We start from the raw sequence: 20,364 nt of genomic DNA, 5'->3' as shown, positions 1-20,364 counted from the left end.
GGGGGGGGGGGGGGGCGCGCGGGGGGGGGGGGGGGGGGGGTGTTCGGGGGGGGGGGGGCCGGGGCCGCGGGCGGGGGGGGGGGGGGGGGGGGGGGGGGGGCCCCCCGGGGGGGGGCCCCCCCCCACCCCCGGCCCGACCGGTGTCAGGCAGCGGCCAGTGCGGTGAAGCGGCCCGCGTGGAAGACCAGGGGGCCCGCCTGGTCCGTCAGGGAGCCGTCCAGGGCCTCGGCGATGACCAGTTCGTGGTCACCGGCCGGGTGGAGCGTGCTGATGCGGCAGTCAAGCCAGCCGAGACCGTCGGCGGGAATCGGGTGTCCGGCGCGGGTCGTCGACCACTCGCCGCCGGCGAACCGGTCGACGCCCTTGGCGCTGAACAGGCGGCACAGCTCCGCGTGCCGGTCGCCGAGGATCGTCACGGCGAAGGACCCGGCGCCGCGGATGGCCGGCCAGGTGGCGGAGGTGTCCGCGGCGCACAGGGCGACCAGCGGCGGGTCCAGGGAGACGGAGGTGAAGGAGTTGACCGCCATGCCCTTGGGGCCCTCGGCCGTGTCGGCGGTGACCAGGACCACTCCTGTGGTGAAGCGGCCGAGTATGTCGCGGAACGAGCGTTGCTCCAGCATGAGTTCTTTCCGATCGAAGAGGACGGCCGCCGGGCCGGCACGGCCCGGGCGTGGCGGACTGCTTCCGGGAACGCCTCCCGGAAACCCTCCTGGAACGCTTCCCGGAGGGTTTCCCGGAGCCGTGCGCGCGGGACCTACCGGTTGCGGGCGGCGATCGCGAAGTCGACGGCCTCCTGGGGGCGCTTCGCGGAACCCGTGATGCGGGGCGCGACATGACGGGCGAGCAGCTCCATGCTGCGGTTCGTCTTCTCCCACGAGCACCAGTCGGCGACGTAGACGAGCAGCGAGCCGAAGCCGCCGGTGATCTCGTGCAGCCGCTCGATCCCCGCGACCACGTCGTCCACCGAGCCGACGAGCGCGCCACCGGCCTCCACCCGGGCCTCCAAAGCCCTCTCGCGCGGCACGTCGGGGCTGAGCACCTCGCGGCCGGCCGCCTTCCCGAAGTACTCGAACAGCCAGCGGTCGTAGCCCTCGCGCACGTCCGCGTACGCCTCCTCGCGGGTCTCGGCCACGTGCACCGGCAGGGCGATGCGCCACTTGTCGCGGTCGAGGGTCTGCCCGTGCTCCTCGGCGGCCTCCGTGGCGTACTTCCACTGGTGGGCGAGGTTGATGTGCGCGGGGGCGCCCGGCGTCAGCAGGGCGAAGGGAAGCGCGAACGAGGTCATGCTCAGCCCGTACTGCCCGATCAGCCGCGGGCTGGACTGCGAGGTGCCGGAGGTGGCGACGGCGACCTCGATGCCCTGCGGACTGAACCGCGGCAGCTGGATCTTGGCGTCGCGCAGGTCGAACCAGTCCGTCTGCTGGGTGATCCGCTCATCGCCGTTGACGAGCTCCAGGACGGTCGGCAGGGCCTCCTCCAGACGGCGCCGCTGCACCGGCTGCTCCAGGCCGAACATCTTCGCGTCGAACGGCACGCCCGGGCCGACCCCCAGGATGTAGCGGCCCCGGGTGAGGTGGTCGAGGTGGACCGCCCGGCTGGCGACGTGGAAGGGGTGGTGCCCGGACAGGGGTACGACGCCGTGGGCCAGCTTGATCTGGCTGGTGCGCTGCGAGGCGGCGGCGATCATCGCCTCGGGCGCCCCGACGAGGCCCCAGCCCAGCGTGTGGTGCTCGCCGAACCACGCCTCGTCGAAGTTCAGGTCGTCGACGTACTCGACGAGGTCCAGGTTCCGGCGTATCGCCAGGTGCGGGTCCTGGCCGGTCTCGTGGACGGGGGAGAGGAAGATACCGATACGGCTGTGCACAGCGAGCCTCCGAAAAAGGGAAAGGTGTGGTGACGGGCGGTGGTGGGGGGTGGCCGGCGCAGGGTCAGACGACCCGGTACACCGCGTCCTTCAGCGAGCGGACCTTCTCGTAGTCGGCCGTCAGCGTCGCCTCGGCGGGCGCGGTGAGGAACACACGCATCGAACTGGTCAGCAGGTCGACCGTCGGCCTGATGCGGGAGCCGGGCGCGAACTTGACCGTCGCCAGGAAGACGCTCTCCCGGGCGCGGATCTCCTCCACGGCCGTCCCGTCGACGGACTCCACCACGCCGTCCAGCTCGGTCGGCGTGTTGTAGACGACGGCGGGCTGCCTGCGGGAGTAGGTCCTTCCGGCGTACCGTGCGCGGAACTCGTCGGGCCGCGTGTACGCCTGCGCGGTGAGCGCCGCCTGGTTGTGGCCGAGGCACACGTCGTGGAAGGGGGCGTTGAGGTTGCCGTTGAGGCGGGTGCCGATCTCGACCAGGACGGGGCCCTCGTCGGTGACGATGACCTCGGCGTGGGACGGTCCCCAGGCGATGCCGAGCGCGGCGAGCACCTCGTCGACGTACGAGGTGAGGCCGGCGACCACGGGGTTGTCGTGCGGGTCGGCGAGGAGATCGCGGTTGTAGATGTTCTTGCCGGACGGCAGCAGCGTCTTCTCGTACTCCCAGACGCCGCACACGTAGCGCTCGCCGTCGCAGCTGACGGTGTCGACGATGTACTCGGTGCCCTTGAGGTAGGACTGCACGAGGACCTCGGTGTTGGCGAGGCCGAACATGTTCGGGGCGTCGAGCACCGTCCGGGCCGCCGTGCGTACGGCGTCGGGACCGTCGCAGACGAAGACTCCGTCGGAGGCCGCCGAGCTGAGCGGCTTGACGACCACGGGGTACTGCCCCTGGCCCTCGGCCCAGGCCACCGCCGCGTCCGGGGCGTCGGTCTTGAACTGCTGTGCGCAGCGCACCCCCGCCCGGCGCAGCGCCTCGATCATCTCGTACTTGTCGCGGCGGGCCGGGGACAGCGCCGAGCCGTTGGAGGGGACCCCGACCGCTTCGCTCAGCCGGTCGGCGAGCGGCACCGACGACTCCTGGCCGGCGATCACGCAGACCGGGCCGAGGTCGTGCAACAGGCCGACGAGGGCGGACTCGTCCTCGCCCACGATGTTCCTCGTGTACGCGGAGAGGTCCGGCGGTGCCATCGCGGGGATGAGCTCGGGCGTGCTCTGGACGTGGACGACGTCCGTGCCGTGGGCCGCGAACGCGGCGGGGTAGAAGTTGCCGGCGGAGTAGCCGTCGACGATCACGGCGACGGGGCGGGATCCGGTGCTGGTGGTGCTGCTCATGAGTGGGCCTCCGACTCGGAGTCGATGAAGCGGGCCAGACGGGCGACGCCCTCACGGATCGCGGCGGGGGCCAGGTTGCTGAAGCCCAGGCGCAGGGCCCGTTCGCCGCTGCCGTCGAGGTGGAACATGGTCATCGGCGCCCAGCTCACCGCGTGGTCGCGTGCGGACCGTTCCATGGCGGCGAGGTCGGCCTCGAAGGGCACCTCGACGACCAGGAAGAAGCCGCCGCGCGGCCGGTTCCAGCGCACCCCGTGCTCGGCGTACCGCTCGGGCGGGAAGTGTGCGGCGAGGGCGTCGAGGGTGGCGGCGAGCCGCTCCTGGTAGACGGCGGCCAGGTCGCGGGTGACGGAACGCAGGTCGTGGCCGGCGTCCACGAGGATGCCGCCGATCGCCGCCTGGGAGAGCGAGGACGAACCGACCGTGAACATCGCCTTGGCCTTGGAGAGTTCCTGGGCGAGGGTGCGCCGGACGCCGTCCTCGCCGACGACCGTGCGGTCGCCGACCAGGTAGCCGAGGCGGGCTCCGGGGAACGCGGACTTGGCGAAGGAGCCGAGGTAGACGACGTCACCGCGGGTGTCCAGCGACTTCAGCGTCGGCAGCCGCTCCTCGTCGCTCGCGAACAGCCCGTACGGGTTGTCCTCCAGGATGGTGAACCCCTCCTCGGCGGCCAGTTCCAGCAGCCGGCGGCGGGCGTCGAGCGGGACGACCGTGCCCGAGGGGTTGGAGAAGTCGGGGACCAGGTACAGCGCGGCGGGACGCCTGCCCTCGGCGCGTACGGCGCGCACGGCGGCGGCCACTGCCTCCGGTTCGAGGCCGAGGGGCCCCTCCGTGATGCCCTTCACCGGGATGTCCAGCATGCGGGCGGCGCCCCGGATGCCGACGTACGCCGGGGAGACGGACAGCAGCACGTCGTCGGGCGAGCGGAACAGGCCACGCAGGGCGACGAGTGCCGCCTCCTGGAAGCCGTGCGTGATCATGATCGCCTCGGGGGTGACATCGATGTCCTCGTCCCGGGCGAGCATGAGGGCGACCTCCTCCTGGATGAACCCGTTGACGGGTCCGTACTGGAAGAGCAGCCGGGTGATGCGCTGTTCGGGCACCCCCTTCTCCCGCAGGTGCGCGATGTACCGGTCGATGTGGAGCGAGAGCTTCGACAGGTCGTGCGTACCGTCGTGGGGGGCGCCCGACGAGAAGGACAGGGCGTCGGGGAACCTCATCGCCGTCTCGCTGAGCAGGCGCATCGAGTCCATGTCCGGGTCGACGATGCCGGCGTGCAGCGCTTCCCGGCGCAGGGCGGTGTCTGGCTGAGCGGTCGTTACGGGCACGTCAGGTGGTCCTTTCGGGAACCTGTGCGGATCGGGGGTCGAAGGGCCTCTGGATCAGGCGGCTGACGGCTGGGGCGCGATCCCCGTGCCCTTCCCGGGCGCCCACCGGCGGACGCGGACGTCCCCGACGATGCCGCCGTCGACGTAGGGCTCGGCGTCCAGGATGTCCTGGAGGTGGTCGCGGTCCTCGGCCTCGTAGACGAGGAGACCGGCGTTGGCGTCCTGGAGCGGACCGGCCAGGAGCAGGACGCCCCGGTCGGTGAGGGAGCGCAGGTACTCGGTGTGGGCGCGGTGCAGGTGGTCCCGGCCCGCGCGGTCGACGGTGTACTCGAACTCGACGACGAACGTCGCCATGGGATGCCTCCTGGGCAGGTCGTGAAGTGGGGGGCGGGCGGGGCTCACATGTAGAGGCCGCCGTTGATGTCGATGACCGAACCGGTCGAGTAGCCGGCGCTCTCGGAGCAGAGGTGGAGCACGCTGCCGACCGCCTCCGCCACGGTGCCCATGCGCCCCATCGGCAGCCTGGAGAGCACGGCCTCCTTCTGCGCCGGGTCGCGCCGCTCCCAGGCACCGGCGACCCGCTCGGTCGCGATCGGGCCGTGGGCGACGACGTTGAGGACGACGCCGTCGGCCGCGAGCTCGTACGCCATCTGCTTGGTCATGCCGATCACGGCTGCCTTGGACGCGACGTACGCGGCGTTGTTGAAGTGGCTGTACGTACGGCCGCCCGCCGAGGCGAAGTTGACGATGCGGCCGTAGCCGTCGGCGGCCATGCGCGGGGCGCACACCTTGACCGCTATCCAGCTGCTGACCACGTTCTCCAGGAACGACTGGTCGAAGTGGGCCGGGGTCAGTTCGGCGTAGTTGATCACCCGGGTGTCGCCGCCGACGCCGTTGACGAGGATCGACGGGGCGAACCGGTCGACGATGTCGGTCAATTGGGCCTCCGCGGCGGGGATGTCGGTGATGTCACCGACGACCGCCTCGACCTTGGTGACCTGGGACAGCTCCTCGGCGAGCCGGCCCAGGGCCTCGGGGTCCCGGTCGAACAGGACGAGCGTGTGGCCTTCCTCGGCGAGCTGGCGGGAGACCTCCGTGAGGATGCCTCCGGCCGCGCCGATCAGCAGTGCGGTGCGGGGGGTGGGTGCGGACATGACTGGTCACCTGGTTTCCGGTGTGAGAGTGGTGGTGTCGGTGGGTGTGCGGGGGGCGGCTCCGGAGCCGGACCCGGCTGCGAAGCCCGTCAGCCGCGGCAGCAGCGCGAAGCCGAGGGCCACGGCGAGGCCGAGGGCGAGGACGGACATCCACAGAGCCCCGTAGCCACGGGCGTGGGCGAGTGCGAGCCCTGCGGGGCCGCCGATGACGAACGCGGCGTTCCAGGCGAAGAAGTACGAGCCCTGGTAGGTGCCGGCACGTCCGGCGGGGGCCCGGTCCGCGATGAAGGTCGCGGACATCGGGGCCCACAGGACCTCTCCGAGCGTCCACACGACGGTGGCGAGCGTGAAGGAGATCATGCTGTGGGCGAAGAAGTTGCCGCCGAAGCCGAGCGCCATGAACCCGGCGGCCAGGATCAGCGGGACGTGGGCCCGCATCCCGCCGACGAGGCGGGGCACGAGGGGCAGCAGCAGGATCGAGAGCACCGCGTTGACCGCGAGGACGAACCCGATGTTCCCGCTGGTCAGTCCGCTGCCCCGCATGTCCAGCGGAAGCGCGGAGTTGACCTGGAGATAGACGCAGGCCAGCAGGAAGGTCAGCAGGAGGAAGGCGACCAGGACGGGGGTGCGGAAGGGTTCGGCGATGTCACGCGCGGCCGACCTGAGGGCGGCCGGGACCCCTGCGGGCCGGTCGGAGTCCCGTACCGGCGGCGGATCGGCGGGTACCGCGAAGACCAGGGCCGCGTAGACCAGGCTGGACGCCGCCCAGACGACGAAGAGGGCGGTGGGGCTGACCTCGAGCAGGAACCCGGAGAGGACCGGACTCAGCGACATCCCGATGTTGAAGCCCACCAGGAAGAGGCTGTACGCCTTCGAGAACTGCTCCTTGGGGACGATCGAGGAGATCAGCCCGGCTCCGGCCGGCCGGTCGACCGACGAGAGGAACCCGGTGATCAGCGACAGCGCACACAGCACGGCCACGTGGTCGGCGACGGCGAACAGCAGGGCCATCGCGGCGGCGACCGGCTGGGCGGCGATGATGGTGCGGCGCGGCCCGATGAGATCGGCGACCGCCCCTCCCACCAGCCCGGACAGGACCACACCGGCTCCGAAGAGGCCGACGACGAGCGGGGTGGTGCCGGGGGCCACGAGCCCGTTGTCCTCCAGGTAGAGGACGAGGAAGGCGGGGGCGAGCGTCCCGAGCCGGCTGGCGGTCTGCCCGCACCACAGCAGCCAGAACGCTTTGGGGAGGTTCATCAGGAGCAGTCCGTTCGTGTCGGGGGCGTGAGGGTCCGCGACGGTGCCGCCGCGGACCGCGTCGGAGCCGACGGAGCCCGCGTCGACGTCTCCGGGGACGAACCCGCCGATCCCCGGGCCGAGCCCGCGGAACCGCGTGCGGGACCCGCTGCGGTCCGCGCCCCACGGGGCGGCCGTCCGGCCCGCGGTCCGTGTGCGGACCGGGCGGGGGAGGCCGGCGGTGCGGCGGAGCCGAGTGCGCCGTAGGCGAAGGCGGCGGAGACCAGGGTCATGTGGTGGTGCCAGCCGGGGTAGGACCGCCCCTCGAAGTCACGCAGGCCGAAGTCGTCGGCCAGCCGCTCCGTCGTGTCGGCGGCGCGTGCGGCCAGTCCGGCCGTCGCCCACACCTCGCGGGGCGGCCGTTCCACGAGGTCGGTGAGCCAGATCCGGCCGTCACCGGAACCGTCCGGTGCCCGCCCGCCGACGAGCCGGAGGGGGACGGGGACACCGGGGAGGCGTACCACCCCCGTCGCCCCTCCGGGCGCCCCGTCCGCCGCCGACGGGGGGCGCGGCGCCGGACGGGACGGGTGTGCCGCAAGGAGGTCCCGCGCGCGGACGGGCCCCGAGCCGCCCCGCGAGCCGGACGTGCCGGGGCCGGCGCGGTCCGGGAGGACGACGAGGCCACCGGGTACCGACACGACGAACCGGCGCCGCCTCGCGGCGAGTCCCGAGACCAGTGCGGTGGTGTCCGCGAAGCCGGCCAGGTCGGCGACGACGGGCAGACCGTCCGCCGCCGGATCCGTCGTGTTCCGGCCGGTCCCGTCGACCAGGTCGAGCACCTGGGCGTCGGCCGGTCCCCGGGTGCCGGGAGCACCGTCGGGGACGCGGGCCCTGTCGCGCAGTTCCCGGTCCTCGGACCACGGGCCGGGCAGGAGAAGCCGCCAGCCGACGGGGACGGTTGCGTCGTCGGTGGCGAGGAAAGCGCCGATGCCGACCTGGCAGTTGACGGTGCGTCCGCCCTGCGGGACGAAGCGCCGGTGCACTCCGCAGGAGCGGTCCCCCCGCTTCGGCAGCACCGCCGTGCCGATGACCAGGGCGCGGGGCCGGGAGCGCCGTACGACCCAGTCGGCCAGACGGCCGCGGACCGGCTCCCAGCTCCAGGGGCTGGCGTTGACGAACTGGTGCAGCGCCTGGGCCGCCGTGGCCGAGTCCGACACGGAGGCCGCGAGCCGCCGTACGGTCTTGCGGCCCGGAGTCACCAGCAGGCCGCGTGTGTGGACATGGGCCCACCTGCGCTGGTCCGCGCGGGGCAGGGCTTCGAAGACCTCCGCGACGAAGGCGTCGAACGCCGGGCGGTTCACCGCGGATCCCGTCCGGCTGCGCGGAGAGCGTACGGCGGTGATCGTGGCCGCCGCCACGGTGGAACCGGGAGCCGTCGTGGACAAGGTCCTCGCCATGGCGCCTTCCCTTCCTGTGGACTGGTCGCGTTCCGCGGGTCCGCCTGTCCGAAGCCCGCCCTAAAAAAATAGAGAACGACTTCTTTGTTTTCAAGGCCGGGAGGCAGCCCGGCTACGACTTCGAGGAGTACGCGCTTCCGCATGGCCGCCCACCTGCGGTTCTATGCGGGCAGGAGTGCGGGCCTCAGAAGCGCCGCCTCGGCGAGCTCCCGCTCCGCGACCGCCGGCCACCCCGTCCCGAGCCCCCGGGAGGTGAGTGCGAGGGTCAACGCGCCCTTGAACGACGACAGGTGGAGCGTGCCTCCGGGCTGCCCGGCGCCGGGGGCCGCGGCGGCCCGGAACCCCGTCATCCGCCCGGTGTGCGGGCCGAGCGCGGTGTCCACCGAACCGGCGTCGGTGACCCGCAGCTCCGGGATGCCCGTGCCCGCCGCCTCCCGCTCGACGGACCGGCGGATCACGGCGTGCGCCCGCCGGTCCGGACACCAGGCACGCGCCGCCGCACACAGCGCCGCCGCGTGCGCCCCGGCCCGGCTCACGGGATCGCCGCCCGCCCCGGAGCGCAGCGGCACCCTCACCGTCCCCGTCACGCACCCGGGTTCGGCGATCAGCGTCCGCTCCGCGTACCGCCGCCGCAGGGACACCGACGTCGCCACGGTGACCTCCTCGAAGCCGGTCTCCCGTGCGAGCGCGTCGGCCAGCACGGTCGAGAGGAACCCGCTCACCGTCAACTGCCGGGCCTCGCACCAGTCGCGCAGCCGGCGGCTCTCGTACGAGGTCAGCGCCAGGGTCACGGCGTCGCCCGCCCGCCCCGGTCCCGGCCCGTCGCGCAGCTCCCGGCGCCCGCCGCCGTACGGGCCGTGCCCCGCGTACGGGGTCGTGGTCCGCCGGACCCGCCGCGGCGACCCGGAAGGCATGCAGACGCCGCACGTACACGCGCCCCCGCCCTCGTAGGTGAGGGCGTCGGTGCCGGGCGGGAGCGCCTGCCCGCGGACCTGGCCGGCGTCGTGGCCGGGGGGCGCGAACAGGGCGTCCAGCAGGGGCCGTACGTAGCGAGCCGTGGAGTAGCCGTCGCAGATCGCGGGGTGGAGGGTCAGCCGGAAGCGGGTCGAACCCCCGCGGTCGTGCCCGGCCCGCAGCCGCCACAGCCGCCCGCCCTCGGCCAGCGTGTCCTCCCCCTCGTCCACGGCCGGGTACGCCTGGACGGGGCACGGCCCCGGCGCCCCGCGCCGGAACCGCAGCCCGTCGCCCCCGGTGTCCTCGATCCGCAGCGACAGGGGAGCGAGCCACCGGATCCACGGCTCCACGGCCCGCCCCACCTGCTCCAGCGGGACGACACCGTCCACGTCGAAGGAAGCGGTGAGCCGGCCGCTTCCGCCCAGGAGCGCGTGGGAGTAGGCGGACGCGGCCTCGGTGTCGCTGAGCCCGCGCACGTCCCTCCCGCGTTCACGCGCCCCCTCGCCCCTGCTCACGAGCGTCCGGACGCGCCGGCCGCGAGAGCCGGGGACGCGCAGCGCACGGTGTTGGACAGGGTGACGCCGTGGCTCGTGAAGTCCAGCGTGACGCGATCGCGGTCGGCCATGCGGAATCCGTCGTGGAAGCTGCTGCGGTCGGCGCCGATGTAGACGTAGTGGACGCGACCGGGGGCGAGCAGGGCGTCGTGGGAGAAGAGTTCGGACATGATGGCGTCGAGCCCGTAGTGCAGGGCCTTGACGCCGGTGGTGAACTCGCCCCGCCAGCAGGGATCGCCGTCCCGTTCGATCGTGACGTGCCCGGTGACGTGGCGCGGCGGTTCGTCCAGGAACAGCCAGGGTGCCACGGCCGCGTCGCACAGCTTGGCGTACGAGAGGTGTCCCCGGTGGCGGCGGAAGCGGCCGATGTCGGTGAGGTCGTTGCCGAAGGTGTGGCCGACGTACCGGGGCCGGTGGTCGTCGTCCGTGACGTACACCAGGACGATCTCCGCCTCCTCGGTCAGCGCGACCGCGCCGGCCGGTGCGCGCAGTTCCTCCCCGGAGGTCCTCAGCACGTCACCGAGCCCCTTGAGGAACCAGTTGGGCTGGGACGGGGTGTCCGCGTCCACCTTCACGTTGTGGGTCTGCATGAAGCCGCCGACCATGGCGTCCCCGAGGTGATCGGGCAGCAGGGGCGGACGGAAGGACACCGCGTCGCGTTCGCCCACGGGGACGGTCACCGTCCCGGAGGCGGCACGCAGGACGGCGACGTCCCCCCGCGCGAGCAGCAGCTTCCTCAGGTCGACACCGCCGAGCGGGGTGAGGAGCAGCGGCTCGTCGGCCTCGGGGAGGCCGAGGCCGAAGTAACGCTCGTTCCGGTAGGTGCATTCGAACAGTACGGTCATGTGAGTTCCCGCCTTTCGGGCATGGGTGTGCACGGATGGTGTGGGGGAGGGGAGAGGCGGAGCCACCTGCGGCGGGCGGCCCGCCCGGTGGTGCCGGACCGCGGAGAGTCCGGTACGCAGGCGGCTGTGTGCCGCGGAGAGTCCGGTACGCGGGCGGCTGTGTGCCGCGGGCCCGGTACGGAGGACCCGTCAGAAGTCGCGCACGGCCCAGCGCTCCGCGCTGCCGGCGAGGGCCATGCCCCATCCGGTGCCGCGCGCGGGCGACAGGGTGTTGGTGCCGCGGTCGACCGCGGGGGGCGGCGCGACGATCATCTCCGGGAAGAAGCGGTCGGACTGCCCGGCCTCGACGGTGAGCGCCCCGGGACGGCCGAAGGCCAGCGCACGGCCCGCGTTGATGAGCGGGCCCACCTCGGCGACCTGGACACCGAACTGGAAGCGGACCCCGTGCTCCCGGGCGTAGGCGGCGAGCCCGGCGGCCGGCAGCGGGCCGCCGTTCTTCGACACCCGGATGTTGAAGGCGTCGCAGGCCCCCGACTCGACCGCCGTACGGGCGTCCCGGGAGGTGCAGACCGACTCGTCCAGCATGATCCGGACCCCGCCGTCACGCCGGAGCACGCGCAGCGCCTCCCAGGAGCCCTTGGGCAGGGGCTCCTCCACGTAGTCGACGCCGGCGTCCGCCAGCCGGCGGGCATGGCCGACCGCGTTCGCGGGGGTCCAGCACATGTTGGCGTCGATCATGACCGGCACGTCGTCGGCGACCTTGTCGCGGATCGTGCGGACGGTACGGACGTCACGCCCGATGTCGTCCGAGGCCTTGATCTTCACGAAGTGGAACGGCCCGCGCGTCGCCAGGAACTCCTCGGCGTCCAGGCTCAGATCGAGCACCTGCGAGACGGCGAGCGAGTCCGGCTCCCGGGAGGTCCCGCCGGGCAGCAGCCTGCCCGCGCCCTCCCCGAGCCGGTGCCCCAGCCAGTCGAGCACCGCTGTCTCCAGCAGACAGAGCAGATTGTTGCCGCCGACGACGCCGAAGGTCCGCGCGAAACCGTCCCGGTGCAGCACGCCGAGCAGCTCCGCGGGGTCCCGGCCGGTCAGCTGCGCGAGGACCGGGCCGACGTCGGCCTGTTCGAGCGCGGCGCGCACCCCCGTGGTCGTCTCGCCCGTGACGTACGGCCGTGGCGCGCACTCCCCGATCCCGTCCACCCCGCCGGCCGAGAGCCTCAGGACCAGGCTGTCCGACGTACGGCGGCGGGCGGCGGGATGGTCGAACGGCGTCCGCATGGGCAGCTCGACGTGGTACAGCCGGGCCCTCCCCGGCTCAGGCGCCACGGTTCAGCCCCTGGAGCAGGGTGTACGTCGACGTCCAGTCGACCAGGTCGCCGCTGACGTCGGTGTAGAAGAGGTAGTGCTTGGCGGTCGGGAACTTCATGATCGCGCCACGCCCGGCCACCAGGTCCTGGAAGACGGAGTGCGCCGCGTCGAGGTCCACGATCGGGTCGGTCATCCCGGAGACGAAGGTCGCGGCCGGCACCTGCGGCCGTACCCGTCCCGGCGCGAGGTAACGCCGCTCCAGGTCGAGGAGCACCGCCCGCGACCTGCGCGTCAGCTGCCGCACGGCCAGGTCGTCGTGGTCGATGAAGTGCCGGTACTTGGCCTCGTCGGTGAAGTCGGCGGCCTCCAGCCCCGCGTCCCACGGCTCGGCGCTCGTGTCCGCAGCGAGGGCCGCCCGTGCCTCCGGGGTGAGGGTGGCGTGCATCCGGCCGAGCCAGGAGGAGCAGAACACGGCCGCGTCGTACGAGGTGGTGAACCCCTCGTGGCCCATCAGGGCCGCCATGAAGGAGCCGCCGAGGCAGTGCCCGAAGAGCGACAGGGGCACGTCGTCGCCGATCATCTCCCGTACGGTCGCGACGGCCCGCGCGTAGTCCCCGAGGACCGTGTCGGCGTCCGGGATCTCGCCCGGCGTCCCGGGGCTGATGCCGCTGCCGCGGCGGTCGAGGACGAAGAACGCGATGTCGTTGTCGGCGAACTGCGGCCCCACCTCCCACAGCCAGCCGGCGTGGCTCTGGAGTCCGTGGAAGTAGAAGACGGCTCCCTTGATCTGCTCCGGCCGCCACACGTGCATGGCGAGCCGGGCGTCGCCGCACGGCAGGTCGATGATTTCGCGGCGGGTGTTCTGCGGGGGCCTCAGGGTCTCGATCATGGTCGGTTCTCCTTGGTGGTGCATCGGGGTGCGAGGTGGGGTGCGAGGTGGTGCGACGGAGCGGTGGCCGGACGATCCGGCGTACGTCAGCCGGCGAGGACGGTGTCGACGAAGTCGATGTCCTTCTGGAACGGCGTGTACTTGTACTGGGTGGCGTTGCCCTTCTGCCGGCGCGACTCCACGTAGGTGGCGATCGCCCCCTGCGCGACGGTCCGGACCTGGAGGGCGGCGAGCCGTCCGCTGTCCCGCTTCGAGGCGTACTCGATGTTGATGACGGACAGCTCGCGATCGATCGCCGCGGACAGCTCGCCGTCCAGCTCCGCCCCCGGCGAGGGCACTTCGACGACGACCGTGTAGGACGGCAGCTCGTCCCAGCGCGGGCCGCACATGTACAGCCCGGTGTCGAGCCCGCAGGCCTCCAGCCCCTGGCGGATGGCCTGCGTGACCTGCCCCTCGGTGATCTTCTCGCCGGTGAAGGAGTGGAAGAGCCCGTCGCGATGGGTGAAGTGGACCCAGGGAGTGCCGTCCACGATCCGGTCGACGCGGTAGATGTCCCCGGTCCACAGCCGGTAGAGGCCGTTCCCCTGGGACATGATCAAGTGGTAGTCGCGGCCGGCCTCGACCTCGTCGTACAGCAGTGTCTCGACCGTCCCGCCCGCGTCCAGGAGCGAGCCCAGGGGGACGTCGGCGGGGACGAACTCGAAGTAGGCCTGACTGACGGCGAGCGGCTGGCTGTCCAGGGTGTCGTCCACGGGAATGGTGGTGACGCCCTCGGTCCCGCAGCTCATGAACGGCAGCTTGGCGACGCCCGGCAGCACGGCGTCCAGGCGCGGCCGGTACAGCTGTGCGGACGCCGACAGCCAGCAGCTGTACAGGGTCAGCGAGGGCCAGATGTCGACCAGGCTGAAGTCGTCCTTCTCCAGGGTCCGTTCGAGCCGCAGCGCGGTGTCCTCGTCGGGTTCCGTCCACGGCCTGCCCTGGAGGGTGCCCGCACGCACGTCGCGCACCAGCTCGTCGCCGTGCCGGGCGATCAGGTCGCGCAGCGAGACCAGGGTGCTCGGGTTGATCGCCGAGATGTAGTGCAGGTCCTTGCCGACAAGGTGCCGTATGCGGTGGTACATGCGACCGGCGTGGTCGGTGGGCGTGCCGGGGCCGAACCACGGGGACTCGTACCACGGCGGGTTCCAGTCGCGGCTGTTGATCTGCGGGTGCCGGTTGCTGATCGCCTGGTGCTCGACCCCGTGCACGAAGTCGTACACGTCCTCGCGGACGGTCTGGGTGTCGAGCGTCGCCCAGGGGTGCGCGAGGATCTCCGGGTGGTGCTCCAGGTAGGTGCCCCACATGGCCTTCATCGCGGGGATGCGGTACGTCAGCAGCCAGTGCAGCGTGTACGGGACGCGTTTGGGCGTGCCCGTCGTCCCGCTGGTCTTGAGCCAGCGCAGGACGGGGCTGCACGACAGGATCCCGCCCTTGGTGCGGGTCTCCCGGTCTATCTCCTGGGTGAAGTCGTTGTAGCGCATGACCGGGAGGACCGAACGGAAGGTGGCCGGGTCGGCGGCGACCGCGTCGTACCCCTGCTCCTTCCAGTGCAGTGAGCTGGTGCCGATGTCGATGAGGTCGTCGAGGACGCGGGCCTGGGCGGCTCCCGGGTCCTTCAGGTCGGCGAGCAGGCTCTCGCGTGCCCGGAAGCACTCGTCGACGAAGGGGTCACGCCGCGCCTGCCAGTGCTGCTGCCACTGCGATTCCTGCGATTCCTGCGGTGCTCGCATGTCTCTGTCTCCTCGGTACTGGTCCGACGGCCCGGATCCGGGCATGCGTCGGCGCCGCACGGCGGTGGCCGGGCGGTCGGGTGGATGGGGAGTGCGGCGCGGTCGGTCAGGCGCCGTGCGTGCGGGGAGAGGCGGCCGTCGTGCCGCCCTCCCCGGCCGCGAGCGCGGCCAGCTCGTTCAGGTCGTACAGGGCCTGGCGCTTGGTCCCGTACCGGGTGATCCTGCCGCGGCGGGCCCACTGGCGGATCGTGCCCTCGGGCACTCCGAGGGCGAGGGCCGCGAGGGAGGTGGGCACGCGTGTGCCGCGTGCCGTGCGCGCGCTGTTCATGCCGGCTCCTTCGCCTGATCCGTCCGGTGGCGGGTCATGAGGAGCCACTGGCGCGGTGTGAGGACGTGTCCCGCGCCGCACATCGGTCCGCGCAGCACCAGGTCGTCGCCGCCCCGCGCGGGAAGGGAGACCTCGGCGTCGCAGTCCGGCTCGACGCACCGGCCGAGCGGCACGAGCTCCGCCCGGGGCGGCGCCACCAGCGTGCGCAGGGCGGTGGCCACCTGCCCGATCTCGTCGGCCGCCGGACCGGCGGCGGGATGGGCGGCCAGGAAACCGGCGTGCCGGCCGAGGAAGGACGCCAGTGCGGGGACGGTCCTCTCCGGCGGCGCCCCGGCGGGCCCGGCCTCGTCGAGCACGAGACGGGCCCAGGAGGTCAGCCGTACGACCGCGTCGTGCCGGGCCTCCAGCGCCGCGTCGTTCACGGGCGGTGCGTCCGGGCGGTGGCCGGTGACCCGGGCCGGGCCCCCTCGGCGTGCGGGGAGGACGAGCTGCTGCTCGCTCTCGTGGTGGAGCGCGGGCAGCGCGGCCAGATCGGCCACCAGCGCGCGCGTGCAGGATCCGCAGAGCCGCGCACCGGGGGCGGCGCGCCTGCGCCGCAGGGCGTCGGAGCGGGCAGCGCGACGGCAACGGCTCGACGCGCACTGCTCCGGGAGGGACTGCGAGGGGGTCGGGTCGTCCATGGGCACGGGTCGCCTCACCTTCGGGAGAAAAGGACCGTGGCGGGGAAATAAAAAAGCGCCGCCTGATGGCGACGCGATGGCAGTGCGAAGGCTCCTCGAAGAGGGCAGACTGCCTCGCGAAAGAGTGTTACACGTCTGCCGGGTCGGCCGCAAGAGTTCCCGGCGGATCAATCGACTCCGTTGTCCCAGAGGGGAGTTGGCGGTGCGTACGGGCGCCGTCGGCCCGGGAGGGCACAGACGGCAGGTGCCGCCCGCCCCCGCGCCCGCGGGAGTGAGCGGCACCTGCCGTAGGGGCCCGTCAGCGGGGCGCCGGCACACCGAGGACCCGATCGCGCAGGGTGGGGAAATCCGCACGTGTCCGCGTGACGAGCGCCGGGTCGAGGTCGACGACGAGCGTCTCCTCCCCGGCCCCCGCCTCGGCGACGACCTCACCCCACGGGTCGACCACCACACTGTGGCCGGCCTGTTCCACCCCGGCGTGCGTGCCCGCCGTCCCGCAGGCGAGAACGTACGCCTGGGACTCGACGGCCCGGGCACGGGCCAGCAGGGACCAGTGGGCGCGGCGGGCGGCGGGCCAGCCGGCCGGGACGACGAACATCTCGGCACCGGCGTCCACCAGCGCCCGGAACTGCTCGGGGAACCGCAGGTCGTAGCAGGTGGCGAGTCCCGCCGTCGGCCCGCCTTCGCCCAGCGTGAGCGTGACGGTCTCCTCGCCCCTGGCCAGCAGGGCCGCCTCGCCCCGGTCGAAGCCGAAGCGGTGGATCTTCCGGTACGTCCGGTGCGGTGTCCCGTCGGGCGCGAATACCAGGGAGGTGTTGTACAGGGTGCCGTCCCGGCCGCGCTCGATGATCGAGCCGGCGTGCAGCCAGACCCGTGCCGAGGCCGCGGCCCGGCCCATGACCCGGGCCGTGGGCCCGTCCAGGGGCTCCGCGTGGTCGTGGAACGCGTCGAAGGAGAACGCGCCGACGGTCCAGAGTTCCGGAAGGACCACCAGGTCGGCGGTGTGCTGCTCGCGGACGAGATCCGCCGCGCGCGTCCGGCGCGCGGTGACGGTCTCGTCCGGTCGTACGGCGATCTGCAGGAGCGCGGCGCGCACGGTGTCTCCGTTCGTGGTCGGTCGGTGGGTGGGCGGTCAGCGCAGGTGGGAGGCGCCGTTGACGTCGAGCACGGCGCCGCTGCACCATTCCGCGGGCGCGCTGCTCAGCCAGGACACGGCAGCCGCGACGTCCGAGGGCGCCGCGATCCTGCCGAGCGGGCTCTGACTGCGCACCTGCTCCTCGGCCGGCCCGACGAGCATGGGCTCCGTGAGGTCGGTGCGGACGAACCCGGGGGCGACGGCGGTCACCGCGATGCCGAGCGGGCCCAGCGACTGGGCGAGCGACTGGGTCAGCGCGTGGAGCGCGGCCTTGGTCGCCCCGTAGGCGGGGGCGTCGGGCTCGCCCCGACTGGCGCCCCGCGAGCCGACGTTGACGATGCGCGCACCCTGCGGTCCCTGGACCCGGCGCTGGAGGTGCTCGACGAGGTGCCAGATCAGGTCGGCCGGTGCGATGAGGTTGACGTCGACGAGGCGTCGCCAGTCGGCCTGCCAGTCCTCGTAGGAGGTGGTCGCGACGGGCTGTTCGGCGTAGACGCCGGCGTTGTTGACGAGCACGTCCACCGCGCCCAGTTGTTCCACCGCGGACGCGATGATCTCGCGGGACGCGCCGGGTGTGCCGAGATCGCCGGTGACCAGGGCGTGGCCGGTGCCGGGCAGGGCGTCCAGCACGGCCTTCGCGGACGCGGAGCCGGCGCGGCAGTGCACGGCCACCCGGTGCCCGGTGGCGGCGAGTTCGGTGGCGACGGCGGCCCCGATCCCTCGGGAACCACCGGTGACGAGCGCGCAGCGTCGAGTCATGGGGAGAGCCTTTTCGTCGTAGGGGTGCGATTCCGTGCACAGCTGCACGGGAGGGGGGAATCGGATCAGGTCGGCGTGGGAGCGATGCCGGCCGGACAGTCCTCGCCGGGGAGCCGGAGGGGCTCCCCGGCCGGGTGCGGGGCGGGGGCGAGCACCAGGGACCACAGGCACTCCAGTTGAGCCCGGACCTCCGCGCCCGTGCGGCCCGCCCGCAGGGCCGCCTCGGCGCCCGCCGTCAGATAGACGGCCAGCAGCTCCAGGCGGTCGGGTTCGGGGCCGGGGCCGGGCCGCTCACGGGCCGGGGCCATCAGGTCCTGGAGGGCGGTCCGCCACAGGGTCGGCCAGAGGGAGGGGACCGCCTGCTCGTGGGTGAGCCTGGCCGTCGCCCGGACACTGGCCTCCTCGTCCAGCAGGGTGGCGAGGGTGAGGGTGAACTCGGCGACCGGCGGGACCGGGCAGGGGGAGATCCGTGCCAGCGCCTCCCGGGTGATGTCCTCGGCCTCGTGGAAGACCGCGCGGGCCAGTTCCGCCTTGGTGGGGAAGTGGAAGCTGAGCGCTCCCATCGTCATCCCGCAGGCCCGGTGCACGGCGGACAGCGAGGTCCCGGCGTACCCCTGCCGGTCGAACTCGACGGCTGCCGCGGCGATCAGGGCCTGTCGGGTGCGTTCCGCTCTCACCTGCTTCACCATGGGCTCGACCTCGGTATCCGTGACGGGAACTGAACCCCACGGGCCGACCGGACGGAGAGGTGCGCGCCGGGTGCCGGGGGTGGGGATCCTCCGTCGCACTCCCGCCCGCCCACGCTCCGGGCGGAGTCCGGGAGGGCACGGCCCCCAGTCCTGCGAACGTACCGCCCGAACCCCCCACCGACACCGCCCGTTCCCGACGCCGGAACGATTTCGCCAAGTCGGTTGTGTACGATCCGGCGTCCCGCGGGCGGTGCGCGACCGCCCGCGCGGGAGCGCGGCACCGGCCCGCGGGACCCGTCTCACAGGGCCGCGAGGTGCTCCCGGTACCAGGCCGCCGCCCCGGCCAGCCGGTCCAGCGGACCCGGGCCCGGCTCGCAGCCCGTGAGCCGCCAGATCTCCTCGCTCGCGTACCAGTGGTCGCGTGCCAGCAGCGTGAACTGCCTCTCGCTGATGCGGCCCGGGGTCTCCCGCAGGCGCGCCAGGCACGAGTCCCAGGACAGATCGCCGGACGCCCGGTCCAGCACGGCCAGGTCCGCGAGTCTCGTCATGAGGTCGTGGTTGCGCACCGGCACCGGATGGCCGGCGTGGTGGACCCCTGCGGGCAGGGCGTCCGGTGCCGCGGCCAGGGTGGTGAGGAGACGCGCCAGGTCGCCGACGTCGACGACCGAGGACCGTCCGCGCCCGCCGTCCCAGCGGGCCGGCACCCGCCGGAGCAGCTCGCCGAGTGCGGGCACGACCCAGCGGTCCCCGGCGCCGAGGACGAGACCGGGCCGGAGCACGACACCGCCCGCGTCGAGCACGATCCGCTCGGCGGCCAGCCGGGTCCGGCTGGCCGCCGACACGGGGGCGGGCGTGACCTCGTCGACGGAGATGCCCCGGTGCGGTCCGGGGCCGTACACCGCCGCCGTGGACAGCTGCACGATCCGGCCCACCCCGGCGCGCCGGGCCGCGTCGACGACCGCCCGGGTGCCGCCGACGTTCGTCCGCTCGCACTCCTCGGCGTCGCCCTCGACCCGGCAGGCGAGATGGACGAGGACGTCCGTGCCGCGCGCCGCCACGGTGAGCGAGCCGGGGTCCGACAGGTCCGCGCGGACCCGCTCCACCCCATCCGCCACCGGCCCGGCGGCGGGGTCCCCGCGGGTGACGGCGCGCACCTCGACGTCCCTGCCCTCGGCGCGCTCGTCCAGCAGCCGGCGGAGCACCGCCCGTCCGACGAATCCGGTCGAGCCGGTCAGCAGCACCCGGACGGGGCTCACCGCGCTCCGTCCCCGGGAGGTTCCGCCTCCGTACGCGTCGTGCTCTTCGCCGGCTTCGCCCCGGCGCCGTTCCGCGAGAACTCCAGTGTGGCGATCACCTCGGGCGGCGCCAGGGCGGGGAGCAGACATCGCAGCACGTTCTCTATGAGTGCGGGCAGGTCGGCCCGGTTGGTGGCGAGCCGCGACATGATCTGCGTACCGGTGTACGCGGCCACGATCACCTGGGGGTACGCGTACTCGTCGACGTCCGGGTACAGCTGGCCCAGTTCGCGTGCCTCGGTCAGATGGGCGCGGAACTGATCGCCCCACCAGTCGTAGACCGAGTAGTCGAGCAAATTCACCTCGCTCTGCTCGACGGCGAGCCGGACGCCCGCCCGGAAGAGGACGTTGGAGCGCATCTCCACGGACAGGTACTGGCAGACGTCGATCAGCTGCTGCAGGCCCTTCCCCTCGTCGGGCCACCGCAACTCGGCGGCCTGCTCGACGATGACCGCGCGGGCCAGATCTTCCTTCGACTTGAAGTGGAAGTACATGGCTCCGGTCGTGATGCCTGCCTTCTGCAGGATCGCGTTCAGACCCGCTCCGTGGTAGCCGACCTGGTCGAACATCTCCGCTGCCGCGCGGATGAGCGCGGCCCGAGTCCGCTCGGCGCGCTCCTGCCGTTGCCGTGCCATCGGCAGTCTCCCTAGTACCTGTAGACAAACAAAAAGAACGACCTCTATTTTATTCACGTCGGCGCTCCCGTGTCACTACGGGCGTCGTCGCTCCATCTGTGTGTGCCCAGTCGAGAGCCACCACATCAGGGAGACCAGCCATGCCCGTAAGC

General features: G+C 73.0%; 20 protein-coding genes. All 20 read right to left on the bottom strand.

All coding sequences use genetic code 11. The annotated features are described in order from the left end of the window. Window positions 1–143: 143 nt before the first annotated feature. The 20 genes from ACFC51_RS03915 to ACFC51_RS03820 all read right to left on the bottom strand — a co-directional run bounded on the left by ACFC51_RS03915 (window position 144) and on the right by ACFC51_RS03820 (window position 20,212). Window positions 144–620 (bottom strand): flavin reductase family protein, encoded by a 477-nt coding sequence (locus ACFC51_RS03915; RefSeq protein ID WP_376378839.1) that lies wholly within the window; start codon window positions 618–620, stop codon window positions 144–146. Window positions 621–754: 134 nt separating this feature from the next. Continuing rightward, the gene (locus tag ACFC51_RS03910; protein WP_376378836.1) at window positions 755–1,864 is read right to left on the bottom strand and encodes an LLM class flavin-dependent oxidoreductase; all 1,110 of its coding nucleotides are present in this window, start codon (window positions 1,862–1,864) and stop codon (window positions 755–757) included. Between the two features lie 64 nt (window positions 1,865–1,928). Beyond that, complete coding sequence (locus ACFC51_RS03905) at window positions 1,929–3,200, bottom strand: ATP-grasp domain-containing protein (protein ID WP_376378833.1); 1,272 nt, start codon at window positions 3,198–3,200, stop codon at window positions 1,929–1,931. Further along, window positions 3,197–4,525 carry a PLP-dependent aminotransferase family protein gene (locus ACFC51_RS03900; RefSeq protein WP_376378830.1) on the bottom strand — a complete coding sequence of 443 codons (1,329 nt, stop codon included), beginning with the start codon at window positions 4,523–4,525 and terminating at the stop codon, window positions 3,197–3,199. The genes ACFC51_RS03905 and ACFC51_RS03900 overlap by 4 nt, the downstream gene beginning before the upstream one ends. 54 nt (window positions 4,526–4,579) lie before the next feature. Next, window positions 4,580–4,879: a YciI family protein gene (locus ACFC51_RS03895; RefSeq protein WP_376378827.1), complete on the bottom strand. Its 300-nt coding sequence runs from the start codon at window positions 4,877–4,879 to the stop codon at window positions 4,580–4,582. 44 nt (window positions 4,880–4,923) lie between these two features. Then, a complete protein-coding gene (locus ACFC51_RS03890) occupies window positions 4,924–5,679 on the bottom strand; it encodes an SDR family NAD(P)-dependent oxidoreductase (RefSeq protein WP_376378823.1) in 756 nt (251 codons plus the stop codon). A 6-nt stretch (window positions 5,680–5,685) separates the two neighbouring features. Continuing rightward, complete coding sequence (locus ACFC51_RS03885) at window positions 5,686–6,936, bottom strand: MFS transporter (RefSeq protein ID WP_376526898.1); 1,251 nt, start codon at window positions 6,934–6,936, stop codon at window positions 5,686–5,688. Then, window positions 6,936–8,372 carry a transposase gene (locus ACFC51_RS03880; protein ID WP_376378817.1) on the bottom strand — a complete coding sequence of 479 codons (1,437 nt, stop codon included), beginning with the start codon at window positions 8,370–8,372 and terminating at the stop codon, window positions 6,936–6,938. The genes ACFC51_RS03885 and ACFC51_RS03880 overlap by 1 nt, the downstream gene beginning before the upstream one ends. Before the next feature lie 161 nt (window positions 8,373–8,533). Continuing rightward, window positions 8,534–9,802, bottom strand: a complete 1,269-nt coding sequence (locus ACFC51_RS03875; RefSeq protein ID WP_376526896.1) for a hypothetical protein — start codon at window positions 9,800–9,802, stop codon at window positions 8,534–8,536. Window positions 9,803–9,837: 35 nt separating this feature from the next. Next, window positions 9,838–10,725, bottom strand: coding sequence for an FAH family protein (locus ACFC51_RS03870; protein ID WP_376378811.1), 888 nt, complete (start codon window positions 10,723–10,725; stop codon window positions 9,838–9,840). A 189-nt stretch (window positions 10,726–10,914) separates the two neighbouring features. Continuing rightward, a complete protein-coding gene (locus ACFC51_RS03865; RefSeq protein WP_376526894.1) occupies window positions 10,915–12,051 on the bottom strand; it encodes a mandelate racemase/muconate lactonizing enzyme family protein in 1,137 nt (378 codons plus the stop codon). Then, a complete protein-coding gene (locus ACFC51_RS03860; RefSeq protein WP_376378806.1) occupies window positions 12,041–12,922 on the bottom strand; it encodes an alpha/beta hydrolase in 882 nt (293 codons plus the stop codon). The genes ACFC51_RS03865 and ACFC51_RS03860 overlap by 11 nt, the downstream gene beginning before the upstream one ends. Before the next feature lie 86 nt (window positions 12,923–13,008). Then, on the bottom strand, window positions 13,009–14,691 hold the full coding sequence (locus tag ACFC51_RS03855; protein WP_376378804.1) for a GH3 auxin-responsive promoter family protein: 1,683 nt from the start codon (window positions 14,689–14,691) through the stop codon (window positions 13,009–13,011). A gap of 106 nt (window positions 14,692–14,797) precedes the next feature. Then, window positions 14,798–15,019 carry a MerR family transcriptional regulator gene (locus ACFC51_RS03850; RefSeq protein WP_376378801.1) on the bottom strand — a complete coding sequence of 74 codons (222 nt, stop codon included), beginning with the start codon at window positions 15,017–15,019 and terminating at the stop codon, window positions 14,798–14,800. Next, complete coding sequence (locus ACFC51_RS03845; protein WP_376378798.1) at window positions 15,016–15,699, bottom strand: hypothetical protein; 684 nt, start codon at window positions 15,697–15,699, stop codon at window positions 15,016–15,018. The genes ACFC51_RS03850 and ACFC51_RS03845 overlap by 4 nt, the downstream gene beginning before the upstream one ends. Before the next feature lie 298 nt (window positions 15,700–15,997). Then, the gene (locus tag ACFC51_RS03840; RefSeq protein WP_376526892.1) at window positions 15,998–16,795 is read right to left on the bottom strand and encodes a carbon-nitrogen family hydrolase; all 798 of its coding nucleotides are present in this window, start codon (window positions 16,793–16,795) and stop codon (window positions 15,998–16,000) included. A gap of 36 nt (window positions 16,796–16,831) precedes the next feature. After that, window positions 16,832–17,593 (bottom strand): SDR family NAD(P)-dependent oxidoreductase, encoded by a 762-nt coding sequence (locus tag ACFC51_RS03835; protein WP_376378792.1) that lies wholly within the window; start codon window positions 17,591–17,593, stop codon window positions 16,832–16,834. Window positions 17,594–17,658: 65 nt separating this feature from the next. Further along, entirely contained in the window at window positions 17,659–18,282 is a 624-nt protein-coding gene (locus tag ACFC51_RS03830; protein ID WP_376378789.1) for a TetR family transcriptional regulator, read from the bottom strand. 299 nt (window positions 18,283–18,581) lie between these two features. Further along, window positions 18,582–19,538, bottom strand: coding sequence for an NAD-dependent epimerase/dehydratase family protein (locus tag ACFC51_RS03825; RefSeq protein ID WP_376526890.1), 957 nt, complete (start codon window positions 19,536–19,538; stop codon window positions 18,582–18,584). Continuing rightward, window positions 19,535–20,212, bottom strand: a complete 678-nt coding sequence (locus ACFC51_RS03820; protein ID WP_376378783.1) for a ScbR family autoregulator-binding transcription factor — start codon at window positions 20,210–20,212, stop codon at window positions 19,535–19,537. Before ACFC51_RS03820 ends, ACFC51_RS03825 begins: the two co-directional genes overlap by 4 nt. Window positions 20,213–20,364 lie beyond the last annotated feature (152 nt).

The sequence above is a fragment of the Streptomyces sp. NPDC055962 genome (assembly GCF_042270185.1).
Taxonomy (GTDB): domain Bacteria; phylum Actinomycetota; class Actinomycetes; order Streptomycetales; family Streptomycetaceae; genus Streptomyces.
This window is presented reverse-complemented; position numbering and strand designations above follow the sequence as displayed.

Bases quoted from the DNA above. Each gene is read 5' to 3' on its own strand.
- ACFC51_RS03915 (WP_376378839.1), bottom strand. From the start codon at position 620: ATGCTGGAGCAACGCTCGTTCCGCGACATACTCGGCCGCTTCACCACA.
- ACFC51_RS03905 (WP_376378833.1), bottom strand. From the start codon at position 3,200: ATGAGCAGCACCACCAGCACCGGATCCCGCCCCGTCGCCGTGATCGTC.
- ACFC51_RS03895 (WP_376378827.1), bottom strand. From the start codon at position 4,879: ATGGCGACGTTCGTCGTCGAGTTCGAGTACACCGTCGACCGCGCGGGC.
- ACFC51_RS03890 (WP_376378823.1), bottom strand. From the start codon at position 5,679: ATGTCCGCACCCACCCCCCGCACCGCACTGCTGATCGGCGCGGCCGGA.
- ACFC51_RS03885 (WP_376526898.1), bottom strand. From the start codon at position 6,936: ATGAACCTCCCCAAAGCGTTCTGGCTGCTGTGGTGCGGGCAGACCGCC.
- ACFC51_RS03880 (WP_376378817.1), bottom strand. From the start codon at position 8,372: ATGGCGAGGACCTTGTCCACGACGGCTCCCGGTTCCACCGTGGCGGCG.
- ACFC51_RS03870 (WP_376378811.1), bottom strand. From the start codon at position 10,725: ATGACCGTACTGTTCGAATGCACCTACCGGAACGAGCGTTACTTCGGC.
- ACFC51_RS03860 (WP_376378806.1), bottom strand. From the start codon at position 12,922: ATGATCGAGACCCTGAGGCCCCCGCAGAACACCCGCCGCGAAATCATC.
- ACFC51_RS03855 (WP_376378804.1), bottom strand. From the start codon at position 14,691: ATGCGAGCACCGCAGGAATCGCAGGAATCGCAGTGGCAGCAGCACTGG.
- ACFC51_RS03850 (WP_376378801.1), bottom strand. From the start codon at position 15,019: ATGAACAGCGCGCGCACGGCACGCGGCACACGCGTGCCCACCTCCCTC.
- ACFC51_RS03845 (WP_376378798.1), bottom strand. From the start codon at position 15,699: ATGGACGACCCGACCCCCTCGCAGTCCCTCCCGGAGCAGTGCGCGTCG.
- ACFC51_RS03835 (WP_376378792.1), bottom strand. From the start codon at position 17,593: ATGACTCGACGCTGCGCGCTCGTCACCGGTGGTTCCCGAGGGATCGGG.
- ACFC51_RS03830 (WP_376378789.1), bottom strand. From the start codon at position 18,282: ATGGTGAAGCAGGTGAGAGCGGAACGCACCCGACAGGCCCTGATCGCC.
- ACFC51_RS03820 (WP_376378783.1), bottom strand. From the start codon at position 20,212: ATGGCACGGCAACGGCAGGAGCGCGCCGAGCGGACTCGGGCCGCGCTC.